At 67.1% G+C, this 24603-nt stretch carries 20 protein-coding genes and 1 tRNA gene; 8 read left to right on the forward strand and 13 right to left on the reverse strand.

Annotated elements, in window-relative coordinates; genetic code table 11:
- Nucleotides 1-229: 229 nt before the first annotated feature.
- From BBX35_RS08890 to serA, 3 genes are all read left to right on the forward strand, one after another.
- Entirely contained in the window at nt 230-1027 is a 798-nt protein-coding gene (locus BBX35_RS08890) for an outer membrane protein (RefSeq protein ID WP_067218770.1), read from the forward strand.
- Nucleotides 1028-1288: 261 nt separating this feature from the next.
- The gene (locus tag BBX35_RS08895) at nt 1289-2464 is read left to right on the forward strand and encodes a phosphoserine transaminase (RefSeq protein WP_067218772.1); all 1176 of its coding nucleotides are present in this window, start codon (nt 1289-1291) and stop codon (nt 2462-2464) included.
- Nucleotides 2465-2558: 94 nt separating this feature from the next.
- A complete protein-coding gene (gene serA / locus BBX35_RS08900; protein ID WP_067218775.1) occupies nt 2559-4145 on the forward strand; it encodes a phosphoglycerate dehydrogenase in 1587 nt (528 codons plus the stop codon).
- A 133-nt stretch (nt 4146-4278) separates the two neighbouring features.
- On the opposite strand, the gene BBX35_RS23375 is transcribed toward serA, so the two are convergent.
- From BBX35_RS23375 to BBX35_RS08915, 3 genes are all read right to left on the reverse strand, one after another.
- Nucleotides 4279-6039, reverse strand: coding sequence for a hypothetical protein (locus BBX35_RS23375; protein WP_067218777.1), 1761 nt, complete (start codon nt 6037-6039; stop codon nt 4279-4281).
- Nucleotides 6040-6099: 60 nt separating this feature from the next.
- A complete protein-coding gene (locus BBX35_RS08910) occupies nt 6100-7389 on the reverse strand; it encodes an adenylosuccinate synthase (protein WP_067218779.1) in 1290 nt (429 codons plus the stop codon).
- Between the two features lie 162 nt (nt 7390-7551).
- Nucleotides 7552-8820: an MFS transporter gene (locus BBX35_RS08915; protein WP_067218782.1), complete on the reverse strand. Its 1269-nt coding sequence runs from the start codon at nt 8818-8820 to the stop codon at nt 7552-7554.
- A 178-nt stretch (nt 8821-8998) separates the two neighbouring features.
- Here BBX35_RS08915 and BBX35_RS08920 point away from each other — a divergent pair, with 178 nt between their 5' ends.
- Complete coding sequence (locus tag BBX35_RS08920) at nt 8999-9943, forward strand: DMT family transporter (RefSeq protein WP_067218785.1); 945 nt, start codon at nt 8999-9001, stop codon at nt 9941-9943.
- On the opposite strand, the gene BBX35_RS08925 is transcribed toward BBX35_RS08920, so the two are convergent.
- The 3 genes from BBX35_RS08925 to BBX35_RS08935 all read right to left on the reverse strand — a co-directional run bounded on the left by BBX35_RS08925 (nt 9940) and on the right by BBX35_RS08935 (nt 14386).
- Nucleotides 9940-12138, reverse strand: coding sequence for a CHASE2 domain-containing protein (locus BBX35_RS08925; protein WP_067218787.1), 2199 nt, complete (start codon nt 12136-12138; stop codon nt 9940-9942). The two genes, BBX35_RS08920 and BBX35_RS08925, sit on opposite strands and share 4 nt — an antisense overlap.
- Nucleotides 12139-12287: 149 nt before the next feature.
- Nucleotides 12288-13190, reverse strand: coding sequence for an RNA polymerase sigma factor RpoH (rpoH, locus tag BBX35_RS08930; RefSeq protein ID WP_067218790.1), 903 nt, complete (start codon nt 13188-13190; stop codon nt 12288-12290).
- Between the two features lie 158 nt (nt 13191-13348).
- The gene (locus tag BBX35_RS08935) at nt 13349-14386 is read right to left on the reverse strand and encodes an RluA family pseudouridine synthase (RefSeq protein WP_088946069.1); all 1038 of its coding nucleotides are present in this window, start codon (nt 14384-14386) and stop codon (nt 13349-13351) included.
- Between BBX35_RS08935 and BBX35_RS08940 the strand changes: the two genes are divergently transcribed.
- Both BBX35_RS08940 and BBX35_RS08945 read left to right on the forward strand, forming a co-directional pair.
- Nucleotides 14385-14744 carry a hypothetical protein gene (locus tag BBX35_RS08940; protein WP_067218794.1) on the forward strand — a complete coding sequence of 120 codons (360 nt, stop codon included), beginning with the start codon at nt 14385-14387 and terminating at the stop codon, nt 14742-14744. The genes BBX35_RS08935 and BBX35_RS08940 overlap by 2 nt on opposite strands.
- A gap of 223 nt (nt 14745-14967) precedes the next feature.
- Nucleotides 14968-15043 (forward strand) — tRNA-Glu (locus tag BBX35_RS08945).
- 216 nt (nt 15044-15259) lie between these two features.
- On the opposite strand, the gene BBX35_RS08950 is transcribed toward BBX35_RS08945, so the two are convergent.
- The 7 genes from BBX35_RS08950 to BBX35_RS08980 all read right to left on the reverse strand — a co-directional run bounded on the left by BBX35_RS08950 (nt 15260) and on the right by BBX35_RS08980 (nt 22404).
- On the reverse strand, nt 15260-16123 hold the full coding sequence (locus BBX35_RS08950; protein WP_067218797.1) for a CheR family methyltransferase: 864 nt from the start codon (nt 16121-16123) through the stop codon (nt 15260-15262).
- Nucleotides 16120-17328, reverse strand: a complete 1209-nt coding sequence (locus BBX35_RS08955; RefSeq protein ID WP_067218799.1) for a protein-glutamate methylesterase/protein-glutamine glutaminase — start codon at nt 17326-17328, stop codon at nt 16120-16122. Before BBX35_RS08955 ends, BBX35_RS08950 begins: the two co-directional genes overlap by 4 nt.
- Nucleotides 17329-17350: 22 nt before the next feature.
- Nucleotides 17351-17716, reverse strand: a complete 366-nt coding sequence (locus tag BBX35_RS08960; RefSeq protein WP_067218802.1) for a response regulator — start codon at nt 17714-17716, stop codon at nt 17351-17353.
- A 47-nt stretch (nt 17717-17763) separates the two neighbouring features.
- Nucleotides 17764-18243, reverse strand: a complete 480-nt coding sequence (locus BBX35_RS08965; RefSeq protein ID WP_067218805.1) for a chemotaxis protein CheW — start codon at nt 18241-18243, stop codon at nt 17764-17766.
- On the reverse strand, nt 18240-21002 hold the full coding sequence (locus tag BBX35_RS08970) for a hybrid sensor histidine kinase/response regulator (protein WP_067218806.1): 2763 nt from the start codon (nt 21000-21002) through the stop codon (nt 18240-18242). Before BBX35_RS08970 ends, BBX35_RS08965 begins: the two co-directional genes overlap by 4 nt.
- Nucleotides 21003-21133: 131 nt before the next feature.
- Entirely contained in the window at nt 21134-21778 is a 645-nt protein-coding gene (chpT, locus tag BBX35_RS08975) for a histidine phosphotransferase ChpT (protein ID WP_067218809.1), read from the reverse strand.
- A gap of 185 nt (nt 21779-21963) precedes the next feature.
- Nucleotides 21964-22404 carry a hypothetical protein gene (locus BBX35_RS08980; protein WP_208979805.1) on the reverse strand — a complete coding sequence of 147 codons (441 nt, stop codon included), beginning with the start codon at nt 22402-22404 and terminating at the stop codon, nt 21964-21966.
- 216 nt (nt 22405-22620) lie between these two features.
- On the opposite strand from BBX35_RS08980, the gene BBX35_RS08985 reads away from it, so the two are divergent.
- Nucleotides 22621-23223, forward strand: a complete 603-nt coding sequence (locus tag BBX35_RS08985) for a DUF1134 domain-containing protein (RefSeq protein WP_067218811.1) — start codon at nt 22621-22623, stop codon at nt 23221-23223.
- A 161-nt stretch (nt 23224-23384) separates the two neighbouring features.
- On the forward strand, nt 23385-24602 hold the full coding sequence (locus tag BBX35_RS08990; RefSeq protein ID WP_141687838.1) for a coiled-coil domain-containing protein: 1218 nt from the start codon (nt 23385-23387) through the stop codon (nt 24600-24602).
- Nucleotide 24603: the final 1 nt, after the last annotated feature.

Below are 24603 nucleotides of genomic sequence, written 5' to 3' on the forward strand. Positions count from 1 at the left end.
TAGGGGAGGCGGCCTCTTGCGTATGGTTAATGCTTTGCAAATATCGGAGGAGAACTGTTGCCGATTGCTATGGGTCTTTCCAGTCGTTTACTCTTCGTTAAGGTAAAAAAACACGGTTAAATTTTACGGTTAAGCCGCCCTTAAGCATTTTCGACAAATCTATCCTCGTGTTTCACGTGCGCGGCCGGCAAAGGATGACTGTTCGGACGCACCCTACGAGGACCGAGACATGAGCAGCCATATCAAGAAAATGTGCCTGGCTGGCGTCGCGATAATCGTCTCGTCAGCCGTCCACGCAGCGGACATGCCGATCCCGGTGATCGAACATGTTCCCGAAGTGCCGGTTGTGACGGGCGGTTGGTATCTGCGTGGCGACATCGGCTACAAGATCTACCAGACCCCCAGCGTCGCCTACGGGCCGTCCAACTTCACCAACGAGAAGATGGATCGCACCGGCATGGTCGGCGTCGGCGTCGGCTACAAGTTCAGCGACTATCTGCGTGCAGACGTGACGGTGGACTACGAGTTCCCGGCCAAGGTTACCGGCTATGCGCCGTGCCCGGCGCCGTGCGGCGGCCCCGGCCTCGCCGGCTTCTCCACGGAGACGGCCGACATCGACGTGCTGACCTTCCTGGTCAACGGTTACATCGACCTCGGCACCTGGGCGGGCTTCACCCCGTATGTCGGCGCCGGTATCGGTACCTCCTACGTGACCTCCAAGGATGTGAAGTTCGTCAACCCGAACGGCACCTCCGGTTCTTATCCGGGCGACAGCAGCTGGAACTTCTCCTGGGCCCTGATGGCCGGTGGCTCCTACGAGCTGAGCCAGAACTGGGCGATCGATGCCGGTTACCGCTACCTGAACATCGGCAACGCCTACAGCAAGAGCTTCAGCACGGGCGGCGCCAACCCGTCCTACAAGATCCGCTACGAGGATCTGGCTGCGCACGAGTTCCGCGTCGGCATGCGCTACACGTTCAACTCGGGCCCGGCCTTCCTGCCGGAGCCGATCATGGCCAAGTACTGAGCAGGCCCTTTGCGGCCTCGTGCCGCAGCGGCGACTTGCAAAGTCTCCAGGAACCGGGCCTCGTGCCCGGTTCCTTTCGTTATGGGGACCCCTTCAGGAGGGAAGAGCCGCCTTCCGCATGATCGCGGTTCGTTCCGCGAGATACTGCGACAAGATGCATGGTCAAATCAGACGGGACTTGTGGTTCTTGAGCCCTTCGGATATCTCCGTCGGTGGGACACTCCTCCCCAACGAGGAGCACCTATCTGGAAGGGTAGTCAGATGACGCAGCATGCAGAACCGGCCGTTCGGCCGGCAAATCCCCGTTTTTCCTCTGGTCCTTGCGCGAAACGTCCCGGCTGGTCGGCCGCGGCGCTTGCCGATGCGCCCCTGGGCCGTTCCCACCGCGCCAAGCCGGGCAAGGCCAAGCTGGCCGAGGCGATCGAGCTCACCCGCGAGGTTCTCCAGGTGCCGGCCGATTACCGGATCGGCATCGTTCCGGCGTCCGATACCGGCGCCGTCGAGATGGCCATGTGGTCGCTGCTCGGCCCGCGCGGCGTCGACCTTCTGGCTTGGGAAAGCTTCGGCTCCGGCTGGGTCAGCGACGCGGTCAAGCAGCTGCGCCTTTCCGATACGCGGGTCATCGAAGCGCCGTATGGCGAGCTTCCCGACCTCTCGACCGTCGACTTCTCGCATGACGTCGTCTTCACGTGGAACGGCACGACCTCGGGCGTGCGCGTGCCGAATGCCGACTGGATCCCGACCGACCGCGAAGGCCTGACGATCTGCGATGCGACCTCGGCCGCCTTTGCCCAGCCGCTGGACTTCGCCAAGCTCGACGTCGTTACCTTCTCCTGGCAGAAGGCGCTGGGCGGCGAGGCCGCGCACGGCATGCTCATCCTGAGCCCGCGCGCCGTCGAGCGCCTGGAGAGCTACACTCCCGCTTGGCCGATGCCGAAGATCTTCCGCATGACCAAGGGCGGCAAGCTGATCGAGGGCATCTTCAAGGGCGAGACGATCAACACCCCGTCCATGCTCTGCGTCGAGGACTATATCGACGCGCTGAAGTGGGCGAAGGAGATCGGCGGCCTGAAGGCCATGATCGCCCGTGCCGACGGCAATGCCGGTGCCGTCGCCGACTGGGTGGCACGCACCGACTGGGTCGACTTCCTGGCGAGCGACCCTGCGACCCGCTCCAATACCTCCGTCTGCCTGCGGATCGTCGATCCGCGCGTGACCGCGCTCGATGCCGAGTTGCAGGCCGCCTTCGCCAAGGCGATGGCCACGGCCCTCGACACGGCGGGCGTTGCCTACGACATCGGTGCCTATCGCGATGCTCCGTCCGGCTTCCGCATCTGGTGCGGCGCCACGGTCGAGCAGGCCGACGTCGAGGCGCTGCTGCCTTGGCTCGACTGGGCTTTCGAGCGTCAGCTGCAGGCGCCCGGCAAGGCCGCCTGAGCCTCTTTCCCACACGAGAGACAGACATGACCGGCTGCCCCCTTGCGAATCCCTTCGCAAGGGAGGCGGACCGGCAAGCCAGGGAGACTAGCCAATGGCCCCCAAGGTTCTGATTTCCGACAAGCTGTCCGAAGCCGCTGTCGAGATTTTCCGCTCGCGCGGCGTCGAGGTCGACTACCGCCCGGATCTGGGCAAGGACAAGGATGCGCTGCTCGCCGCCATCGGCGACTATGACGGCCTTGCGATCCGCTCTGCCACCAAGGTGACGGCCAAGCTGCTCGAGGCCACCGACCGCCTCAAGGTGGTCGGTCGTGCCGGCATCGGCGTCGACAATGTCGACATTCCGGCGGCCTCCGCCAAGGGTGTCATCGTGATGAACACGCCCTTCGGCAACTCCATCACCACGGCCGAGCACGCCATCGCGATGATGTTCGCGGTCGCCCGGCAGATCCCCGCCGCCGATACCTCCACCCAGGCCGGCAAGTGGGAGAAGTCCCGCTTCATGGGCGCCGAGATCACCTCCAAGACCTTCGGCCTGATCGGCTGCGGCAATATCGGCTCCATCGTCGCCGACCGCGCCATCGGCCTGAAGATGCGGGTGGTGGCGTTTGATCCGTTCCTGTCGGACGAGCGGGCCATCGACCTTGGCGTCGAGAAGGTCGACCTGGACACGCTGCTGGCGCGGGCCGATGTGATCTCGCTGCACACGCCGCTGACCGAGAAGACCCGCAACATCATCGACGCCGCGGCGATCGCGAAGATGCGCAAGGGCGTCATCCTGATCAACTGCGCACGCGGCGGACTGGTCGACGAGGCGGCGCTGCGCGCGGCGCTCGAGAGCGGCAAGGTGGGCGGTGCCGGTGTCGACGTGTTCGTCGACGAACCGGCGACGGAGAACGTCCTGTTCGGCGCGCCGAACCTGGTTTGCACGCCGCATCTGGGTGCCTCGACCACCGAGGCGCAGGAGAATGTCGCCCTGCAGGTTGCCGAGCAGATGTCGGATTACCTGATGAAGGGTGCCGTCTCCAACGCGCTCAACATGCCGTCGATCACCGCCGAGGAAGCGCCCCGCCTGACGCCTTTCGTCAAGCTGGCCGAACTGCTCGGCTCCTTCGCCGGCCAGCTGACCGAGACCAGCCTCAGCGGCATCCGCCTCGAATACGAGGGCGACGTCGCCGAGATGAACATCAAGGCGCTGACGGCGGCGGCCCTGACCGGCGTGCTGCAGCCGCTGTTGCAGACCGTCAACATGGTCTCGGCTCCGGTGATGGCGCGCGAGCGCGGCATCCTCGTCGAAGAGGTCCGCCGGGCCCAGGCCGGTGCCTATGAGAACTATATCCGCCTGACCGTGAAGACCGAGCGCCAGGAGCGGTCCGTCGCCGGCACGGTCTTCTCCGACAGCAAGCCGCGCATCATCCAGGTGAAGGGCATCAACATGGAGGCCGAGCTCGGTCCCCACATGCTCTACGTCACCAACGAGGACAAGCCGGGCTTCATCGGTCAGCTCGGCACCTTGCTGGGCGAGGCGGGCGTGAACATCGCCACCTTCAACCTCGGCCGTACGGCGCCGGGCGAAGACGCGATCTGCCTGGTCGAGGTGGACGGCGAGGTGCCGGAGGCAGTGCTGGCGAAGATCAGCGCGCTGCCGCATGTGAAGCAGGCAAAGCCGCTGGAGTTCTGACGGGGGCGCGCCTCGCGGCATCCCCGCCAAACGAAAATGGCGACACAAAAGAAAAGGCCGGAGCGGGTTTGCCGCTCCGGCCTTTTCGTATCGATCGCAGGAAAACCCGGTGTCCGCTGTCGCGGGGTGCGGGTCAGCCGGCGCGCCAGGCGTCCGTTGCCTGCTGCACTGCGCGGGTGCCGGGCGTGCCCTTTTCCAGCGTCAGGATGGCGCGCTTGCCGTTCTCGTAGAGCATCGGAATGTCGATCCAGCCGCGGTCGCGCAGCAGGGTCAGGTTCCGCTCCTGCTCGTCCGGCAGGTTGGACAGAGCCACCCAGAAGTAACCGTCGGCAACCTTCACCGACGCGCCGATCAGCGCGTCGCCGCGGGCTTCTTCGGTGGTCTTCATGACGAGGCCGGGAACTTCGGCGACGCCCTGGCCCGAGAAGCCTTCCGGCAGCTCGAACTGAACCTCGAGCAGGTGGCTCGCCGGCAGGGTATCGTCGCGGTTCGGCTTCAGCGTCAGGTTCGCAGCGATGTTGCGATCCGGAACCTCGACGCGCATGCGCAGGACCGTCTCGGCGCGTCCGTCGATGGTCTCTTCGGTCACGCTCCAGACGGCACGGCCGGCGGAGGCCTGTCCGGCGCTGCCGCCTGTCGCCCCTTCCTCGTAGAGGATGGCGCGCTGGGCCACCGGGGCGTCGGTGCTGGCGGTCGGGTCGGGCTGGGCCGGTGTGGTGGCCGCCGTCTGGGTATCCTGTTGCGGCTGGGCGTCTGCCGGCGTTTCGGCCGTGCTGTCCAGCGGCGTTTCGACGGCGTCCGGCTCCTCGGTGGTGTCCGCCGTGTCGGTCTGGGACGCAGGCTCCTGCGGTTCCACCGTACGCACGCCGCCGCTGTCCTGGCCGGCAGCAGGCGTACCCGGCGCCAGAGTATCGGTCTGCGGGCCGTTGGGAGTGATACGCGTCGTGGTGACGGGGCGGGCGTCCGGCGCCGGTCCGTCGAGCAGGCGCGCGGTGTCCTTGCGCGAGGAGGGAGCCGCATCCGAACCGTTGCCGGCAGCCGGAGCGTCCGTGCCGGTGGTCGCGGTCGGCTGGCTCGTCGCGGTCTCGCTGTCGTCGCCTGCGAACAGACCCATCAGCGTGTCGCGCTGCGAATAGCCGATGGCTCCGACGCCAAAGATCAGCATCAGGAGCGCGATGCCGCCGAGAATGGCGGGAAGGCGGGACGGCCGCAGATCGCCGTCATAGGGAAGCGATCGTCCGGTGTCGCGCGTCGGCGCGGACATGCGATTGCCGCGCGTGGAGGCGCCGCGTGGCGCCTCGTCGGCCTCCAGGGCAGGGTCGGCGCCGAGTGTCGGTTCGCGCTTCTGCGGTGCCGTCCGTGCCGGCTCTCCGTCGAGCGCTCCGCGGGCGGAGCGTCCCGCCTGGTCGGCGGCATCGCCCAGCTTGCGTGCTTCCGCGATGGCGCTTTTCAGCGTGTCGCGCGGCGGCTCGGGGGCCGCCGGTGCGCGCGGGGCGGGTGCGGACGCAGTTTGCGCCGGACGAGGGGCTGCCGGTGCAGCAGGACTTGCCGGCTGCTGGGCGGGAGCCTCCGGCGCGGCCGGGCGTGCCGCGGGCTGCGGCGGCTTGGGGGCGGCTGCCGGTTGCGGTGCAGCCGGCCGCGGTGTCGCCACCGGCTGCTGGCTTGCGGAAAATCCGAGGGTCTCGCGCGCAGCCTCCGCCTCGACCTTGCGGATGGATTCCTCCAGCCGCAGCTGTTCGGCGGTGATTTCCGAAGGCGAGAGCGGCGGATCATAGGCCTTGAGCTGGGCGACGATGGCCTTGCGCGCACGCTGGTAGATCTCGCGCCGGGCCGCTCCGGTGTTCTCTGGAAGCGCTGCGACGGTTTTTTTCAAAACCGGGTAGTAATCTGCCATATCGCCACTCGTGATCGCCGCACACCGGACCGCGCCAGGGCGCGGTCCACGGTTTAAGGCTTAATCCTGAAACGGATTCTGGACAAGGATTGTGTCATCCCGCTCCGGCGAGGTCGAGAGCAGCGCGACCGGCGCGCCGATCAACTCCTCGACAAGGCGGACATACTTGACCGCCTGCGCCGGCAGGTCGGCCCAGCTGCGGGCACCTTCCGTCGATTCCTTCCAGCCCGGAAGGGTTTCGTAGATCGGCTTGACGCGAGCCTGCGCGCCCTGGGAGGCCGGCAGGTGGTCGATGCGCTGGCCGTCGAGCTCGTAGGCGACGCAGATCTTGATCTCGTCGAGGCCGTCCAGCACGTCCAGCTTGGTCAGCGCGATGCCGTTGATGCCGTTGATGCTGCAGCTCTGGCGCACCAGCACGGCGTCGAACCAGCCGCAGCGGCGCTTGCGCCCGGTCACCGTGCCGAATTCGCGGCCGCGGGTGCCGAGGAACTCGCCGACCTCGTTGTCCTGCTCGGTCGGGAAGGGGCCTTCGCCGACGCGGGTGGTGTAGGCCTTGGTGATGCCCAGCACGTAGCCGATGGCGTTCGGGCCGAGACCGCTGCCCGCCGCCGCCTGTCCCGAAACCGTGTTGGACGAGGTGACGAAGGGATAGGTGCCGTGGTCGATGTCGAGCAGCGTGCCCTGCGCGCCTTCGAAGAGGATGCGCTTGCCGTCGCGGCGGCTGTTGTCGAGCAGCGCCCACACGGTCTGCATGTAGGGCAGCACCTGGCCGGCGACGGTTTCCAGCTCGCTGAAGATCGTAGCCGGATCGATTTCCGGCTCGCCGAGGCCGCGGCGCAGCGCGTTGTGGTGCGCCAGCAGCCGGTCGATCTTCGCCGGCAGGCTCTTCAGGTTGGCGAGATCCATGATGCGGATGGCGCGCCGGCCGACCTTGTCTTCGTAGGCCGGGCCGATGCCGCGCTTGGTGGTGCCGATCTTGGTGCCGGTGACGGCATTCTCGCGCAGCGCGTCGAGCTCGCGGTGCAGCGACAGGATCAGCGTCGCGTTGCCGGCGATGGCCAGCGTCTCCGGCGACACCTGGACGCCCTGCTCGGCCAGCCGGCCGATCTCGGCCACCAGCGCATGCGGGTCGATCACGACGCCGTTGCCGATCACCGACAGCTTGCCGCGCACGACGCCCGAGGGCAGCAGCGACAGCTTGTAGCTGACCCCGTCGATCACCAGGGTATGGCCGGCATTGTGCCCGCCCTGAAAGCGCACGACGACGTCGGCCTGCTCCGAGAGCCAGTCGACAATCTTGCCCTTTCCTTCGTCACCCCATTGAGATCCGACGACGACGACATTGGCCATTCGAGACGTTCCTTCGATCAGGCAAACACGGCTGGCAGCGGCACCAGCGCACACGAAAAACCCCGGTTCAGCCGACCGGGGCACTGTGAGGCGGACTATAACGGCGACAGTCCGCATTGACGAGCCCCAAGACCCGCTTTCCACGCCGGCGCGGCGGAAAAGTCACTCCCGGTCGGGCTTGTCCTGCCCCTTCTGACTGCTTGCCAGGCGAAAGATCGCCGGGGAAGTCCGCAGAAGCCAGACGAAGCGGCCGCGGTGGCTGGCCGGGGCCGCCCCCCGGACGAAGAGCCGCAGGCCGACAAAGGCGACGAAGGCGAGATGCAGGCCGCCGGTATAGACGAAGAAGGCGGTCGGGCCGAACCGGTCCATCACCGCCGAGGCGATGAGCGGGCCGACCATGGCGCCGAGCGCGAAGAACATGGTGAGCCCGGCCGCCAGCTCGACATATTGCCCGGGGCCTGCGTGGTCGTTGGCATGGGCGGCGGAGAGCGAATAGAGCGGCAGCGCGAAGCCGCCGAACAGGAAGGCGCCGAGGAAGATCGCCGCTTCCATGGTGACGCCCGACAGGAACAGGCAGGAGAGCCCGGCGCCCAGCGTTGCCAGGATCAGTACATAGCGCCGGTCGATCCGGTCCGAGGCCCAGCCGAGCGGGAACTGGAAGATGGCGCCGGCGATCACCCACAGGCTGATCAGGAGCGCCAGCCCGTCCGCATCGAGGCCGACACCTTCCGCATAGACCGGCCCGACGGTCCGGAAGGCGCCGTTGGTCAGGCCGATGGTCAGGCAGCCGACGGCGGCGACCGGAGAGATCACCCAGATCGAGAAGTAGTTGACGCGGCGCGTGTCGGAGACCGGCGGATTGCCCTCGCGGGCGAGCGATACGGGGATCAGCGCGGCGCAGAAGACGAGGCCGATGACCACCAGAATCTCGAAACCGCCGGCGCCGAAGGCGGGGAGCAGGAACTGGCCGCCGGTGACGGCGCCGAGGTCGACGATGCGGTAGATGCTGAGAATGCGGCCGCGCTCGGCATTGGACGACAGCGCGTTGAGCCAGCTTTCCAGCACCATCGCCGTGCCGCAGAAGGCGATGCCGCTGACGAAGCGCAGGCCCGCCCAGGAAAGGCCCGGCGTGGTCAGCAGCAACAGCAGCACGGCAATCGCGCTCAGCGCCGCAAGGGCGGAGAACACCCGGATATGTCCGACCCGCTGGATCAGGATCGGCGTCACCAGAACGCCGAGAATGAAGCCGGCATAATAGGCGGAGCCGAACAGGCCGATGGTCGTGTCGGACAGGCCGTTGAGACGGCCGCGCACCGCGATCACGGTCATCGCAACGCCGTTGGCGCCGAGCAACAGGCCGGCCGCGACGAGCAACGGCACGAGGCGGAACAGCAGCGGGCGGGAGGCGAGGGAGGCGGGGTGATCGGGCATTCGAGCCAGCATTCCTGGCAGCGGCGGGAAAATCGATCCTGACCCTGCTTGCCGCTCGCCACAAGCCCTTGTTTCGACTTTTCAACCTGGATGGTCGGGCGAGGTCGCAAATCGGGTGGGCGCGGGGCCGGGTCCTGCTTAGTCCTTGCCTCGGATACATTGCCTGCAAGAGACGACGATGACCTGGAAAAACTGGCTGCTGCTGATCGTGCTGGCGCTCGTCTGGGGGGCGACCTTTCCCTTCGGCAAGATCGCGCTGGTGGAGATCCCGCCCTTCGTTCTCGCGTTCCTGCGGGTGCTGCTGGCCGCGCTCGTCCTGCACGCTCTGCTGGCGATGCGCGGGCTCACCTTTCCGCGAGATCCCTCGACGCTCGGTGCGTTCCTGGTGATGGGATTGCTCAACAACGCGATCCCCTTCTCGCTGATCCTGTGGGGCCAGACCGGTATCTCTGCGAGCCTTGCCTCGATCCTCAACGCGACGACGCCGATCTTCACGGTGCTGGTCGCCTCCGTCCTCTTCCGCCAGGAGGTCCTGCGGGCCCACCGGGTCGCCGGCATCGCTGTCGGCTTTGCCGGCGTCGCGCTCCTGCTGCTGCCGGGGCTGGAGGCGGGGGCGCTGGCACGCCTTTCGGGCGAACCGGTGTGGGCGCAGGCCCTGTGTCTGGGCGCCGCGCTGTCCTATGCCTTTGCCGCAGCCTTCGCCCGCCGGTTTCGAGGGATCCCGGTCATGGTCGCGGCAACCGGGCAGCTGACCGGCTCCAGCCTGCTGCTGCTGCCGCTTGCGGTCTGGCAGGCGCTTTCGGTTCCGGGCGGCTGGGCGCCCGCCGCGGTCGGGCCGGCAGCCTGGGCTTGCGTCGTGGCGCTCGGCACCGCCTGCACGGCGCTCGCCTATCTGATCTACTTTCGCCTGTTGACCGAGGCAGGGGCCACCAATGCTTCGCTGGTGACGCTGCTGATCCCGGTGTCGGCGGTGCTGATCTCCGCAAGCCTGCTGGGCGAGGCCTTGTCCGTGCTGCAGATGGTGGGCATGGCCGTGCTTTTGCTTGGGCTGCTGCTGCTCGACGGGCGCGTGCTAGCGCTTTTAGGCAGGTCGCGCCATCCGGCTGGAGGGCGTCGACCCTAAGCGCTGGCGTGTTGCGGCATCACCTCGATGCGCTCGGCGAAGCGGTCGTAGACGTCGGCGAGCCGTTCGGGGGCCTTCGCGCGGCAGGCGGCGAGGCCGTCGCGAGCCTTGTCCTTCTCGCCGGCATCGATGGCCGCGACCATGGCCGCATGGGTTTGCGCCAGCGCCTGGAACTCCTCTCCGGCGGCATAATCGGGATCTCCGACCAGCGCGAACAGGCGGATCGGCACGCTCTTGCCCTTCAGCGGGATCGCGCCGGCCTCCAGGAAGGCAAAGCCCTTTGCCGCGCGCGCCGTGTCCTCGGAGACGACGCAATCGGCGCCGACCGCCTTGCAGCTCGACTCGATCCGCGCGGCGACGTTCACGGCGTCGCCGATGACCGAATAGTTGAAACGGCGGTCGGAGCCCATGTTGCCGACGCAGGCCTCGCCCGTGTTGAGCCCGACGCCGATCCGCACGGTCTGGGTCGGCAGGCCGCGTTCGCGAAAACGGAAGGCATCCTCCGCGTTGAGCCGGTCGACGATCCGCACCATCTCCAGCGCGGTCCGGCACGCCTTGGCCGCGTGGTCGCCCACATCCATCGGTGCGTTCCAGAAGGCCATGATGCTGTCGCCGATATATTTGTCGATGGTGCCGCTGCGTGCCTGGATCTCGTCGGAAAGCGGCGACAGCAGCGCGTTGAGGAAGGCGACGAGATCCGTCGGCGTCAGCTGCTCGGAGATCGGGGTGAAGCCGCGCACATCCATGAACATGATGGTCATGTCGCGCATCTCGCCGCCGAGCCGCAGCGCGTCGGGCGCCGTCTCCAGCCGCTTGACCATTTCCGGTGCCAGATACTGGCCGAAGGCAGCGCGCACGAAGCGCTTCTCGCGCTCGGTAAGGAAGTAGAGCAGGGCGGTCGCCGCCGCATAGACGACGAAGAGGTTCACGGCGGTCGGGTAGATCGGATCGAGCAGCAGGCCCTGCGTGCGGAACAGGTGAATGGCGCCGGCATAGAGCGAGAAGGCGACCACACCGCCCACCACGGCCGCCCAGATCGAGCCGAACGCGATGATCAGCGCGATGACGATCAGGCCGAGCAGGAAGGTGGCGATGATCTCTGCGCCGTCCGCCCAGTCCGGCCGGCTGAGGAAGGTGCCGGCGAGGATCTGCTCGGCGGCCTGCGCGTGGACCGAGACGCCGGGCACGAGATCGCCGAGCGGCGTCGCCCGGATATCGTATAGCCCGACGGAGGACGTGCCGATGAAGACGATCTGCCCCTCGATCTGCGGCGCGAGGCTGGCGCGCGTTTCGGGGTCGAGCACATCGGCGGCGGACACATAGCGGTCCGGCCGGTCCTCGTTGAAATACACCCAGAGCTCGCCCTGCGCGGTGGTGGGGAAGGGCAGGGCGCCCACCTTGATGTCCGTGACGGCGGGTGCGCCTGTGCCCAGTTCGCCGCTCGCATCTGCGGAGCGAATGATGAAGGTGCCCGCGCCCTGGGCGACCCGGAGCGCTTCCATCACCAGGCTGGGGAAGAGGCCCGTGCCGTCGGTGAAGACCATGGGCACGCGCCGGACGATACCGATCGTGTCGCGGCTGGACAGGCTGACGCCGCCGCTGCCCGTCGCGGCGTCTTCCAGCACCGGCAGGCTGACGAGGGCGGAAGCGAAGGAAGGGATGCTGCCGGTCGGGTCGCTGCCTGCATGGGCAAACCCGGCCTTGGAGGCCGGCTTGCCGCCATTGGCGTTGGGCAGCGTCGCGAAACCGAGCACGACGGGGGCCTCGGCAATCGCCTCGGCGAAGACCTTGTCCGTGTCGGGCAGGCGCTCGGCCAGCCCTTCCAGCGCCGCATCGTTGCCGATCTTCAGGTCCGGGACATAGCGATGCGGCGACAGGCGGTCCGGCTCGGCGAAGATCACGTCGTAGGCGATGGCGGCGGCGCCAAGCTCCGCCAGTGCGCGGGTCAGCTCGGCCAGCTTGTCGCGGCGCCACGGCCACTGGCCGTGCACGGCCAGCGAGCGTTCGTCGATGTCGACGATGCGCACGGGAAAGTCGTCATGCGGACGGGGCCAGAAGCGCTGGTAGCCGTCGAAGCCCATCAGGCGGATGGTGGAGACGAAGGAGGGATCGTAGGCGCGCAGCGCAGTCACGACGATCAGGAACAGGCATCCCACCGCAGCCACCAGCAGATGCTTGCGTCGCGTGATGCGCATGTATGGTCCGCCTCCCTGCCGCGCTTCGTCGCGCCGGCGGGAAGGTTAGAGCATCGGATCTGAAAGGGGAATCCGCTTTGCGGAAACGCGCGTCCCGCGCCGGAGGCGCGGGACTGCGATTGAGGCGGAGCGAGAGGCGCTCCGGCCTGTCAGGCCTGGCCGGCGATCTGGGCCTGCGGCTGTTCCAGCTCGCGGGCGCCGCGGCGCACCGCCTTCTGCACCTTCTCGAAGGCGCGCACCTCGATCTGGCGCACGCGCTCGCGGCTGACGCCGAACTCCGTCGACAGGTCCTCGAGCGTGATCGGGTCCTCGGACAGGCGCCGGGCCTCGAAGATCCGCCGTTCGCGGTCGTTGAGAACTTCCATCGCATCGCCGAGCAGCTTGCGCCGCTGATCCAGCTCTTCCTGCTGGGCGAAGATCGCCTCCTGGCTGTCGCTCTCGTCGACGAGCCAGTCCTGCCACTCGCCGCTGTCGGCCTCCGCGCGGATCGGCGCGTTGAGCGAGGCGTCGCCGGCGAGCCGGCGGTTCATCGAAACGACCTCCTCCTCGCTGACGCCGAGCTTGGTGGCGATCTCGGTGACGTGCTCGGGGCGCAGGTCGCCCTCGTCGAGCGCCTGGATGCGGCCCTTGAGCCGGCGCAGGTTGAAGAAGAGACGCTTCTGGTTGGCGGTGGTGCCCATCTTCACGAGCGACCAGGACCGCAGGATGTATTCCTGGATCGCGGCCTTGATCCACCACATGGCATAGGTGGCGAGACGGAAGCCCTTGTCCGGCTCGAAACGCTTCACCGCCTGCATCAGGCCGACATTGCCCTCGGACACGACCTCGGAAATCGGCAGGCCGTAGCCGCGATATCCCATGGCGATCTTGGCAACGAGGCGCAGGTGAGACGTCACCAGCCGCTCGGCTGCGGCCGGGTCGCCATGCTCCTTGTAGCGCTTGGCGAGCATGTATTCTTCTTGCGGTTCCAGCATCGGAAACCGCCGGATTTCGTCCAGATATCGGCTGAGACCGCCTTCGCCGGAACTCAGCGCCGGAATGTTCTGGGCCATGAATGCACCCTTTCTCCCAACGATCCCTCCGGGGTCGCTCCGGCTTTCGACCGTCGCGAGACCTCCATCGCAGGGCATTCTGTTTCGGCGCCCGAATGGCACGCCGGACTTCCCAATATAGGGTTCATTTCGGCAATATCAGGACATAATTTTGCAAATTATGACGGCGAAAGCGTCCGGATTGCCTTGAGCAGGGTGTCCATGTCGTCGGGAAGGGGGCTTTCGAAACGCAGCGTCTCGCCGGTGGCCGGATGCGCAAAGGCGAGCAGGCCCGCATGCAGCGCCTGACGCGGGAAGGCATCCACCACGTCGCGGACCTCCTCGGGCAGGCGCGCCGACTTGGTGCGGAAATGCGCGCCGTAATCGGCATCGCCGACCAGCGGATGGCCGATATGGGCCATGTGCACGCGGATCTGGTGGGTGCGCCCGGTTTCCAGGCGGCAGGCCATCAGGGCGGCGATCGGCGCAGCGTCCTTCGGGCCGAAACGCTCGCGCACCTGCCAGTGCGTGATGGCGTGGCGGCCGCCGGACTTGGTCACGGCGATCTTCTGGCGATTGGCGGAGGAGCGGGCAAGATCGGCATCGACGGTGCCGCGCAGCTGCATCGGTGCGCCCCAGACCAGCGCGACATATTCGCGCTCCAGCGGGCCGGTCCGGCCGTGGTCGGCGAACTGGGCGGCCAGCCCCTGATGGGCGAGATCGGTCTTGGCGACGACCAGCAAGCCGCTGGTGTCCTTGTCGAGCCGGTGGACGATGCCCGGGCGCTTGACGCCGCCGATGCCCGACAGGCTGTCGCCGCAATGGTGCAGCAGCGCATTGACCAGCGTACCGCTCCAGTTGCCGGGGCCGGGATGGACGACGAGGCCTGCGGGCTTGTCGATCACGACAAGGTGATCGTCCTCATAGACGATCGTCAGCGGGATATCCTCCGGAGTCGGCTCGGCTTCCTCCGGTTCGGGCAGCTCCAGCGCCAGTTCCTCGCCCGAATTGACCCGGTATTTTGGCTCCATTATGGTCCGCCCGCCGACGCGCGCCCGGCCCTGACGGATCAGGGACTGGATGCGGCTGCGGCTGATTTCCGGCAGGTGGCGGGCAAGGCAGGCGTCGAGGCGGCTGCCGGCATCCTCATCGGAAACGGCAAGGGCTGCGATCGCGACGCCATCGGCATCGCCTTCCTCTTCAATGGACATAGACATGACACATCCGGCAATGGACGACGAAGACCGCGACGCGGAAGCCCCGCTGGATCCGGCGATGGAACGGGTTCAGAAGAAGCTGAAGCGGCTGCTCGCCGTCTCTAGCCTCGTCATGGTGCTCGGCTTCATGGCCGTTCTCGCGGCCATCATCTACAAGCTGTCCGAAAGCGGCAAGCGGGCGGACGGCAGCGATATAGCCGCTACGGTCGCCATCGGCAAGGACGGGCGGGTGGAAAGCATGGTCCTTTCGGGCGATCGGCTGATCCTGCTGGTGCGCGACGGCACCGCCAGCAAGCTGCTGCATCTGGAAGCGGCCACCGGCCGCCTCGTCGGCGAGACCGCTTTCGTCGCCCAGTAAGCGGGCGCAGGCCGGGGGACTAGCCCGCCCCGGCAAACCATTTCGCCCTGCCTGCTGCGTGCGCCGATCCGGTGCCCGGCAGGCAGGGCCGCCCTCCGCCGTTGCTGCAGGTTCGGCAAAAGCACCGCTTTTTTCACTGTCCACAGGCTTTGCGAAAAATGGGGCTTGCATTCGGCGCGCGGGCGTTCTACCTACGCCTCCTGTTCGTAACTGACCGGCCGACGCCCCCATCGTCTAGCGGTCTAGGACGCCGCCCTCTCACGGCGGAAACAGGGGTTCGAGTCCCCTTGGGGGTGCCAACTTTCCGGCAGCGCTTGAGACACAGCGACTTGCCGCCGGTGCTGCGAAATCTCCCGAAAATCGAAATGAATGCGCCCCGTCCCGGGATTTGCATGTCGTTTGTCCGTATCTCCGGTGCGGCGCTCTTGCCAGCTTGACCCTCGACCGCAACGCAAAACGCCGGCGCGTTGGCACCGGCGTTTCGTTGTCGTGAAGGCTTCAGATCCTGGCTTGCGTCAGCCTGCGACCTGGAAGCGCGAGCGGGATGCAAGTCCCTGCGTGCCGGTGGCAGCCGTCGGCTGGTAGAGGCCGCGCAGGTCCGGCACCGGCCGGAAGGCATCGGTCAGGCCGACGACGGTCTCGGCCGCGCCCAGCACCAGATAGCCGTCGGCGGGCATCTGCTTGGAGATGCGCTGCAGCACGTCCACCTTGGTCGGCTGGTCGAAATAGATCAGCACATTGCGGCAATAGACGATGTCGAACGAGCCGAGCGTCGAAAAGCTCTCGAGCAGGTTGAGCTTGCGCCACTGCACCATAGAGCGCAGCTCGGGGTTGATCTGCCAGAGATCGCCCTTCTGGGTGAAATATTTCAGCAGCATCTGGATCGGCAGGCCGCGCTGAACCTCGAACTGGCTGTAGATGCCGGTCTTGGCCTTTTCCAGAACCTCGTTCGACAGGTCGGTGCCGATGATCTCGACGCGGAAGCCGGCGAGTTTCTGGGCTGCTTCCTTCAGGCAGATGGCGAGGGAATAGGGCTCCTGGCCCGTGGAGGCGGCCGCGCACCAGATGCGGATGGTCCGGCGGTCGGCCCGTGCCTTCAGCATGGCCGGCAGCATCACTTCGCGGAAGTGCTGGAACGGCATGCCGTCGCGGAAGAAGAACGACTCGTTGGTGGTCATGGCTTCGACCACCTCGGCGCAGAGCTGGGTTCCCGTCGGCTTCTGCATCGCCTGGACGAGTTCCGACAGGCCGGCGAGGCTGTGACGCCGCGCCACCGGCAGCAGCCGGCTCTCCACCAGGTACTGCTTCTCGTTGGTCAGAACCAGCCCGGACTTGGCCTTCAGGTACTGCTTGAGATACTCGAACTGGGACGCAATCACCTGGGGCCTCCATTCAACAATCCGGAGATCTTGGGGCCGATGCGGGTGATCGGCAGGATCTCGCAACACATACCCGTCTGCGCTGCCGCGCCGGGCATGCCCCATACCACGCTGGTCGCCTCGTCCTGGGCGATGACGCTGCCGCCGCCGGCCGCGATCGTGCGCACGCCGGCCGCGCCGTCATGTCCCATGCCGGTCAGGACCACCGCCAGGGTGGCCGAGCCGTAGACCTTGGCGACGCTGTCGAACAGCGGATCGACCGCCGGCTTGCAGAAGTTCACCGGCGGGGCATCGGTCAGCCGTGCCACCACCTGGCCGCCGTCCTTGTCGACGATCATGTGCAGGCCGCCCGGCGCGACATAGATGTGACCGGGCTTCAGCACTTCGCCGTTGTCGGCTTCCTTGGCGGGGCGCATGGCCGCCTTGGCGATATGCTCGGCCAGGATCGCGGTGAAGGTCGGCGGCATGTGCTGGGTCACCACCACAGGCACTTCGCGGATCGCGGTGCCGATGTCGGTGAACAGCTGCTGCAGCGCCTGCGGGCCGCCGGTCGACGAGCCGATGGCGACGATGCGCGGGCGGGCGCTGGAATAGGCGCGCGTGCGGATTGCCGGAGCGGCGGCCTGTGCCGCCGCACCGGCGGCAAGACGGGTATAGCCGGCCGGCGCGGCGCTGGCCGGGGTCTGCGAGGCGGTGCGACCGGCTGCGGTCTGGGCACGCATCATGCGTCCACCGGCCGAGCTGCTGCCGCGGCGGCGCTGGCCCAGGGCCTTCACCTTGTCGATGAGCTCGCGGCGGAAGTCGATGGAGGTGGTGACCTCGCTGGTCGACTCCGGCTTGGGGACGTAGTCCTGCGCGCCGAGCGAGAGGGCGCGCAAGCTCACTTCCGCGTTGCGGCGGGTCAGCGTCGAGGCCATGACGACGACGAGATCGCGCTTCTTGCGCAGCATCAGGGGAAGGGCGGTCAGGCCGTCCATCTCCGGCATCTCGATGTCCAGCACCACGACATCGGGGTTGGAGCGTTCGATGTCGTCGACGGCGAGCTTGCCGTTGCGATGGGAGGCGACGAGCTCAAGGGCCGGGTCTGCCTCGACCCAGCGGCTGAGCAGGCCGCGAATGACGACGGAATCGTCAACAACCATGACGCGGATGCAATCCGCCCTGGCGCCGTCCCGTGGGGCCGGCGCTGAAGAACTGGCGATCATGTGGTACAGCCCTGCAGAGGGGTTACAGCAGTCCGGCTTCCTGGAACTTCGCTTCCACGATGTCCTTGTCGAACGGCTTCATGATGTACTCGTTGGCGCCCGCGCGCATGGCACGGGTGATATGGGCCACGTCGTTCTCCGTGGTGCAGAACACCACGATGGGCTTCTCGCCGCCATATTCCTTGCGCAGCGCCAGCAGGAACTCCAGACCGTCCATCTCGGGCATGTTCCAGTCCAGCAGGATCGCGTCGGGCATGCGCTCGCGGCAGGCCTGCAGGGCCTTGAGACCGTCCTCGGCCTCGGAGATCTCGAAGGAGAGGTCCTCGAGAATGCGGCGGGCGACCTTGCGGATGACGCTGGAGTCGTCGACGACCAGACAGTGCTTCATATCTTGTTCTCCCGAGTGTCGGGTTTCTCTTCGCCGGTTTGGTCGCGTCAGGCCGCAGCCATGGGCTCGAACATCGCTCCGAAGAGGCGGGTGACGTCGAGAATGATCATCAGCTTGCCGTCCAGCCGGTGCACGCCGCCGGAAATTTCCGCCCAGCGCTTGTCGAGGTTGGAAGGATTCGGCTCCATCGAGTCGTTCGACAGGCGCAGCACTTCGCCGACCTGGTCGATGACGAGGCCGTAGCTCTCGCCCTTGTGCTCGATGCCGACGGCCATCACCTGGGCATTCGCGTCCCTGGCCGGCAGGTGCAGGCGCTTGCGCATGTCGATCGCCGTGACGATGCGACCGCGCAGGTTGAGCACGCCGGCCACTTCCGGGGCGGCCAGCGGCACACGGGTCACGCTCTCGGGAACGAAGACGTCGTGCACCTGGCTGATCGGCAGGCCGAAGAGCTGGCCACCGATGATGACGGTGACATACTGGATGGTATCGTCGATACCGGCCGCGAGATTGTCGTTGTGCCTCATGCCGCAATTCCCATTTCACCGGCGAACAGATCCTTCAGCGAGGCGATCAGCCCCGGACGGTCGAACTTCGCCACATAGTCGTCGAAACCGGCCTGGCGGCCGCGCTCGATGGAGGCCGGGGAGACCACGGCCGACAGTGCCAGAACCGGCAGCTTGCGGAAGCGCGGATCGCGGCGCAGAGCCTCGCAGAACTCGAAGCCGTTGATTTCCGGCATCTCGATGTCGCTGACGATCGCCTGGAACGTGTCGCCGTTCTCCAGCAGCTCGAAGGCCTGGCGCGCGCCGTTGACGGCGGTGACGTCATAGCCGGCCGCCTTGAGCACGGGCGTCAGCATGTTGCGGAAGAAGGCGCTGTCGTCGACCAGCAGGACCTTCTTGGTCAGCGCGGCGATGTCCATCTCCTTGCGCATGAACCAGTCCTCGAAGGCCTGCGGCAGGTAGTAGCCGAGGTCGATGATCTCGGTCGCCTTGTCCTTGATGACCGCCGATCCGAGGATGCCGGCCCGGTCGGAGCCGACCTCGATGTTCATGCGGTCCTCGACGATGTCGACGATCTCGTCGACGACGAGGCCCATGGAGCGGCCGGCGTCCGAGAACACCAGCATCGGCTGGGTGCCTTCGCCGCGGCGGGTCTGCGAAGCCTCGATATAGACCAGCGGCATCAGCGAGCCGCGGTACTGGACCAGGTCGCGGCCGTTGGAATGCTCGATCTTGGAGACCTCGAATTCCTCCAGGCGGGTGACCAGCGACAGCGGCACCGCCTTGGGCTCGGGCGAGCCGGCGCGGAACAGCAGCATCGACACGGTCGACTGGCCGTCGAGGGCGGAGGTCATGGCGTCCTCCGCTTCCTTGCGCTCGTTCTCGGCGACGACGCTGGAGGCATGGCTTGCCATGGCCGAGGCGACGCCGTTCGGATCGATGATCATGATCACCGCGCCATCGCCCAGGATGGTATTGCCGGAGAACATGGTCAGGTTGCGCAGCATGGAGGACATCGGCTTGACGACGATTTCCTCGGTGTGGAACACGCCGTCGACGACGACGCCGAAGGTCTGGCTGCCGACCTGCATCACCACGATGAAGCCGGTGTCGGACTCGATCTCCTGGTCGCCGTCATTGGGACCGACGCCGAGCAGCTGGGACATGTGCACCAGCGGCAGCAGCTTGTTGCGCAGGCGCAGGACGGGGGTGTCCTTGATGCGCTCGATGCGATGCTCGGAGTTGGACTGGACACGCACCAGCTCGACCACCGACAGCTGCGGGATGGCGAAGCGGTCGCCGCCGGCCTCGACGATCAGCGCCGAGACGATGGCGAGCGTCAGCGGGATCTTGATGATGAAGCTGGAACCGCGACCCGGCACAGAGCGCAGGTCGATGGTGCCGCCGATCAGCTCCACGTTGTTGCGCACCACGTCCATGCCGACGCCGCGGCCCGAGACGCTGGTGATGTTCTGCGCGGTGGAGAAGCCTGCGTGGAAGATGAACTTGTGGATCTGCTGATCCGTCATCTTGTCGAGCTCGGCCTCGGAGGCCAGCCCGCGCTCCAGCACCTTGGCCTTGACCCGGTCGACATCGATGCCGCGACCGTCGTCCTTGACCTCGATGATGATGTGGCCGCCTTCATGATAGGCGGACAGCGTGATCGTGCCCTTCTCCGGCTTGCCGGCGACGCGACGGTCGGACGGCATCTCCAGCCCGTGATCGGCGGAGTTGCGGATCATGTGGGTGAGCGGATCCTTGATCAGCTCGAGAACCTGGCGGTCCAGCTCGGTCTCGGCGCCGATCATCTCCAGCTCGATCGGCTTGTCGAGTTCCTGGCTGAGATCGCGGACGATGCGCGGCAGCTTCTGCCAGGCATTGCCGATCGGCTGCATGCGCGTCTTCATGACGCCTTCCTGCAGCTCGGCGGTGACGTTCGACAGGCGCTGCAGCGGCACCTTGAACTCGGAATCCTCGTGGCGACGGACGATCTCGAGCAGCTGGTTGCGGGTGAGCACCAGCTCGGAGACCATGGTCATCAGGTGCTCGAGCGTCTCGACCGCAACGCGGATCGACTGGCTCGAGACAGATGCCTTCTTCTCGCCCTTCTCGGCGGTCTCGCGCGTTGCAGCTTCTTCCTCGCGGACACGGCTGCGGGGAGCGAGCGCTGCCGGCGGGGCGGCCTCGGCCTCCATCTCGGCATCGGCCTCGATCTCGGAGATGGGAGCGGAAACGGGGAGCTCGACTTCGACCTCGGCTTCGCGGAACGCACGCTCCAGCTCGTCGAGGGACACTTCGCCGGGGCGCAGCGGGCGCTCCAGAACCTGCTCGACCAGCTCGCCGCGGGCCAGGCCGTCATCCTCGGCCTCGGGAGCCTCGTCGGCCGCACTGCCGCGGGTGTCGGCTTCCAGCGCCATGCGCTCCAGCTCGGAGATCAGGTCGTGGTCGCTGCCGGCCGGCTCGGTGCCGTTGGCGGCCTCGAGCTCGGCCAGGATCTCCTTGATCCGGTCGATGGAGGAGAGAATGAGCGAAACCGCGTCGGGCGTCACCTTGGCGCCGTCGCGGAACTTGCCCATCAACGTCTCGCCGGCATGGGCGAGGGCCTCGAGCCGCGGCAGGCCAAGGAAGCCGCAGGTGCCCTTGATCGTGTGGACGAGACGGAAAACGTTGTCGAGAATCTTCGCGTTGTTCGGTTCCTGTTCGAACTTAACGAGCTCGACGTCGACGACATCCAGGCTCTCGTTCGTTTCTGTGAGGAACTCGCTAAGCAGGTCGTCCATGGCCATACTCACCCGACTGGTTACTGGTACACGATCCGAACCCTGTATCCGGACCACCCATCCCTATCGGTGACAATGCGGCTTAAACAGTTAAGATAGCCTGAAGCGGTGTGGGGTGCTTTTGAAGCAGTTTAACCTATGCAGGCTGCAGTAATCCTTACTCCGTCGTCTTCCTTAACGACTTCTAAATCCATGCCCGACTCGCGTGCCAGAAGCACTGCGTAGACCGGCTGCACGGTGTGCGCGTCGATCCTCTCCGGCTCCTTGCCGGATGTCATCTCGAGGACAAGCGCCGGAACCTTGGTTGTCGATCCGGTTACTTTCAACCGGAAGGTGGGCGTCAGGGCATCGCCGTCCATGGTGACGGTGATCAGGCCGCCGCGCGGGACGCACTGGTTGGCCAGCAGGATCAGGTTGAGCAGCAGCTTGACCCGGTTCTTGGCCATCAGCAGGCGGGGCACCTGCCAGTCGAGATCCGCCTTCTCGTTGGCCAGGAAGCCGGCCGCGACCGAATGGGCATCGCCGAGATCGATCTCCGCGCCGGCCGAACCGGCGGCGCCGAAGGCGAGGCGCGCGAACTGCAGTTTCGCCGAGGCCTGACGCGCGCTCTTGCGGATCAGGTCCATCGCGAATTCCTTCATGTCCTCGTTGTTCTCCTCGTCGAGAACCTCGAGGCCATTGGTAATTGCGCCAACGGGGGAAATGATGTCGTGGCAGACGCGGCTCGCCACCAGGGCGGCAAGATCGAGGGCGCTGAGTTCGTCGATGGCGGTCATGCGATGTCCTTGGCGGGTGTCCCTGGCGGAGTCCTGGCAGTGCGCTACGGTCATGCGGGCGGCCGTTCCCGGCAGCCAGGGCCGATGTTGCTCCGGCGCAGACCCGCCGGGCGGCACGATTCGGCCCTTGCGAAAGGGTTACACCGCCCTTCCCACGCTGCCAAGCCATCCGGCGATGGCGGAATTCAGCGGCTGCACCCTTGCGCCCGCGCCCGACTCTCGGCCTCGGCGAGCAGGCTCGCGGGATCGGAGAGGAACAGGAAGCGGTTGATCTCCGAATGGAAGAGCAGCAGCCGGCCCTCGTGCAGTGCGAAGATCAGCGGGTTGCCGATGGTGACGAAGCCTTCCGCCAGCGCCAGCGGATCGCAGCCTCGCAAGTGCGGCGCATAGACCTGCGGATCCTTCGCGAAGGCGGCGCGGTTGCCCTCGTTGACGAACATCCACACCGTGTCGTCCCAGCGCAGCTCCTGGCGCCGGTCGCCCTCGCGCGGCATGCGGTCGATGAAATAGGCGACCGGGTCGCGGCCGCCGAGCGCATAGCCCGAAACCGGGTCGGTGGCATAGTCGAGGGCACGGACGGGACCCGCGAGCGCGACAAGCGCCAGCACGGCAGGGAGGGCGCGCAAGTATCGGTGCGCCGTCCACCATAATCTTTTCCGATTTCGACTACACTCTGACATCGAATCAGTCCCGCGATCCCCGGACGACGACTGTGCCTGCAAGGCGGGCCCGGGGGCAACCGCGGAGGTTTCCGGCGCGGCCCGCGTCCGGCGCCGGTGTCCCCCGGCCGCCCGCAAGGCTCGCGCCGTTCCCTTGCATGAGAGCGTTGAGGACGGACCATCATGACGCGACTTTCCCACTTCCGCACCCGCCGTTCCGCGGCTGCCTTCGCCGCAACGCTGGTTCTCGGCCTCGCCGCGTTGATTTCCGCAGGCGTGCCGCAGGCGCGCGCTCAGCAGCCGGAGCAGTACAGCCAGGGCGAATTGGTCGATGCCGGCCATCGCTTCTTCGGCCAGCTGTCGGGTGGTCTTGCCTCGGTGGTGGAGCGCGCGGTCTCGCAATACGGCCAGCCGAACGGCTACATCCTCGGCGAGGAGGGCTCGGGCGCGCTGCTGGCCGGTGCCCGCTACGGCGAAGGGCAGCTCTACACGCGCAACGCCGGCACTCACAAGGTGTTCTGGCAGGGCCCGTCCTTCGGTTGGGACATCGGCGGCGACGGCGCCCGGGTGATGATGCTGGTCTACAATCTGCCCGACACTTCGGCGATCTACCGCCGCTATGTTGGCGTCAACGGCTCGGCCTATCTGATCGGCGGCTTCGGCATGACGGTGTTGTCCAACCACGACATCTACGTGGTTCCCGTGCGGGCGGGCGTCGGCGCGCGTCTCGGCGTCAATGTCGGCTATCTCAAGTTCACCGACCAGCCGACCTGGAATCCTTTTTGATTGCTTGCCCCGCGAGATGCTTGGCGCATGACGCCGCGTCTTGTATCAGAATGCATGGTAAAACATGCAGGCGTGCCGCGGGCGGCGTCCGGCGGCACCTTGCTTCGAGGTGCGCATGTGCGCCCTCGCGGCCTTGAGGGGCCAGATGGTGGTGAGCGGTCTTGATTGAAGCGGCAATGTATGTGGCCCTCGGCTTCTGCCTGGCCGGCCTGCTGTCGGTGGCGCTCATGCCGACCGTCTGGCGCCGCGCGGTGCGGCTCACCCGTGCCGCGGTCGAGGCGACGACGCCGATGACCCATGCGGACGTGCGCGGCGAGATCGCCGGCCTGCGCGCCCGGCATGCGGTCGATTACCGGAAACTCGAAGCAGGGCTCGAGCGGCTGCAGCAGCAGGCGACGGAGAACCGCATCGCGCGCGACCGCGCCGAGGCGGTGGCCGACGACCTGCGCGCGGAATTCCGCGCCAAGGACCAGGCGCTGGGCGATGCCATGGCGCGCGAGGAAGACCTGCGCCGCGAGATCCATGACGGCGGCGAGGCCTTGGCGCGGGCCAAGGCCCGCATTCGCGAGCTGGAACGCAGCGTCAAGCGGCTGATGGTGGCGGCCGAGGCCGCGGAGCGGGGCGAGGGCGATGAAACGTCGCCGGCGGCGGACGTCGCCACGCCGGCGCTTGCGGTCGCTGCCCTGCCGGGTGCCGGCGGTGATGCCGCCAATGCGGGCGAGCAGCCTGCCGCCAAACCGGAAGAGGCAAGCGAAGATCCGCTCGGCCGCGCGTCGGAATTTGCCAAGGTGACCGCGCTGGAAGTCGAGATCGCCTCCCTCAAGCGCAAGCTGAAACGCGCCGAGGAGCGGGCCGCCCGGGCCGGCGAGGCGAGCGAAACTCCTGCCGAGGGCGCGCAGGCGCCCCGAAGCGCCGGGCTCAGCCGGCAGGAACTGCGCGCCCGCGACAACCGGCTGTTCGAGGCGGAGTCCCGTCTGATCGCCGCCCAGGCGGAAATCACCCGCCTGTCGGTGCTGGCGGAAGGCGCCCAGGGCGACGAGACGCTGGCCGGCGAGGCGGCGCGGCTGCGCACCGAGAACGAACGGCTGCGGGCGGAACTGCGCGGCAACGAAGACTTCCTCGCGCTGCGGTCGGAACTGGCCGGGCTTGCCGCCTCCGTTGCCGCTTCGCTTGGGACCGACGAGGATCTGGCTCCCGTGCTTGCGGCGAGCGAGGCGACCTCCGCCGACGGCGACAGGCCATCCGGCAGCGCGGTCACCCAGTCGCTCGGCGCGCGCATCCGTGCGGTGCGCGAGCGCAAGTCGCAGGCGAGCGACGGCGCGCCGACACCTCCGCAGGCGCCCGAGCGGGCGGCCCGCGGCAAGGCCGGCGGCGGCTAGG

Source organism: Stappia indica (assembly GCF_001696535.1).
GTDB classification, from domain to species: domain Bacteria; phylum Pseudomonadota; class Alphaproteobacteria; order Rhizobiales; family Stappiaceae; genus Stappia; species Stappia indica.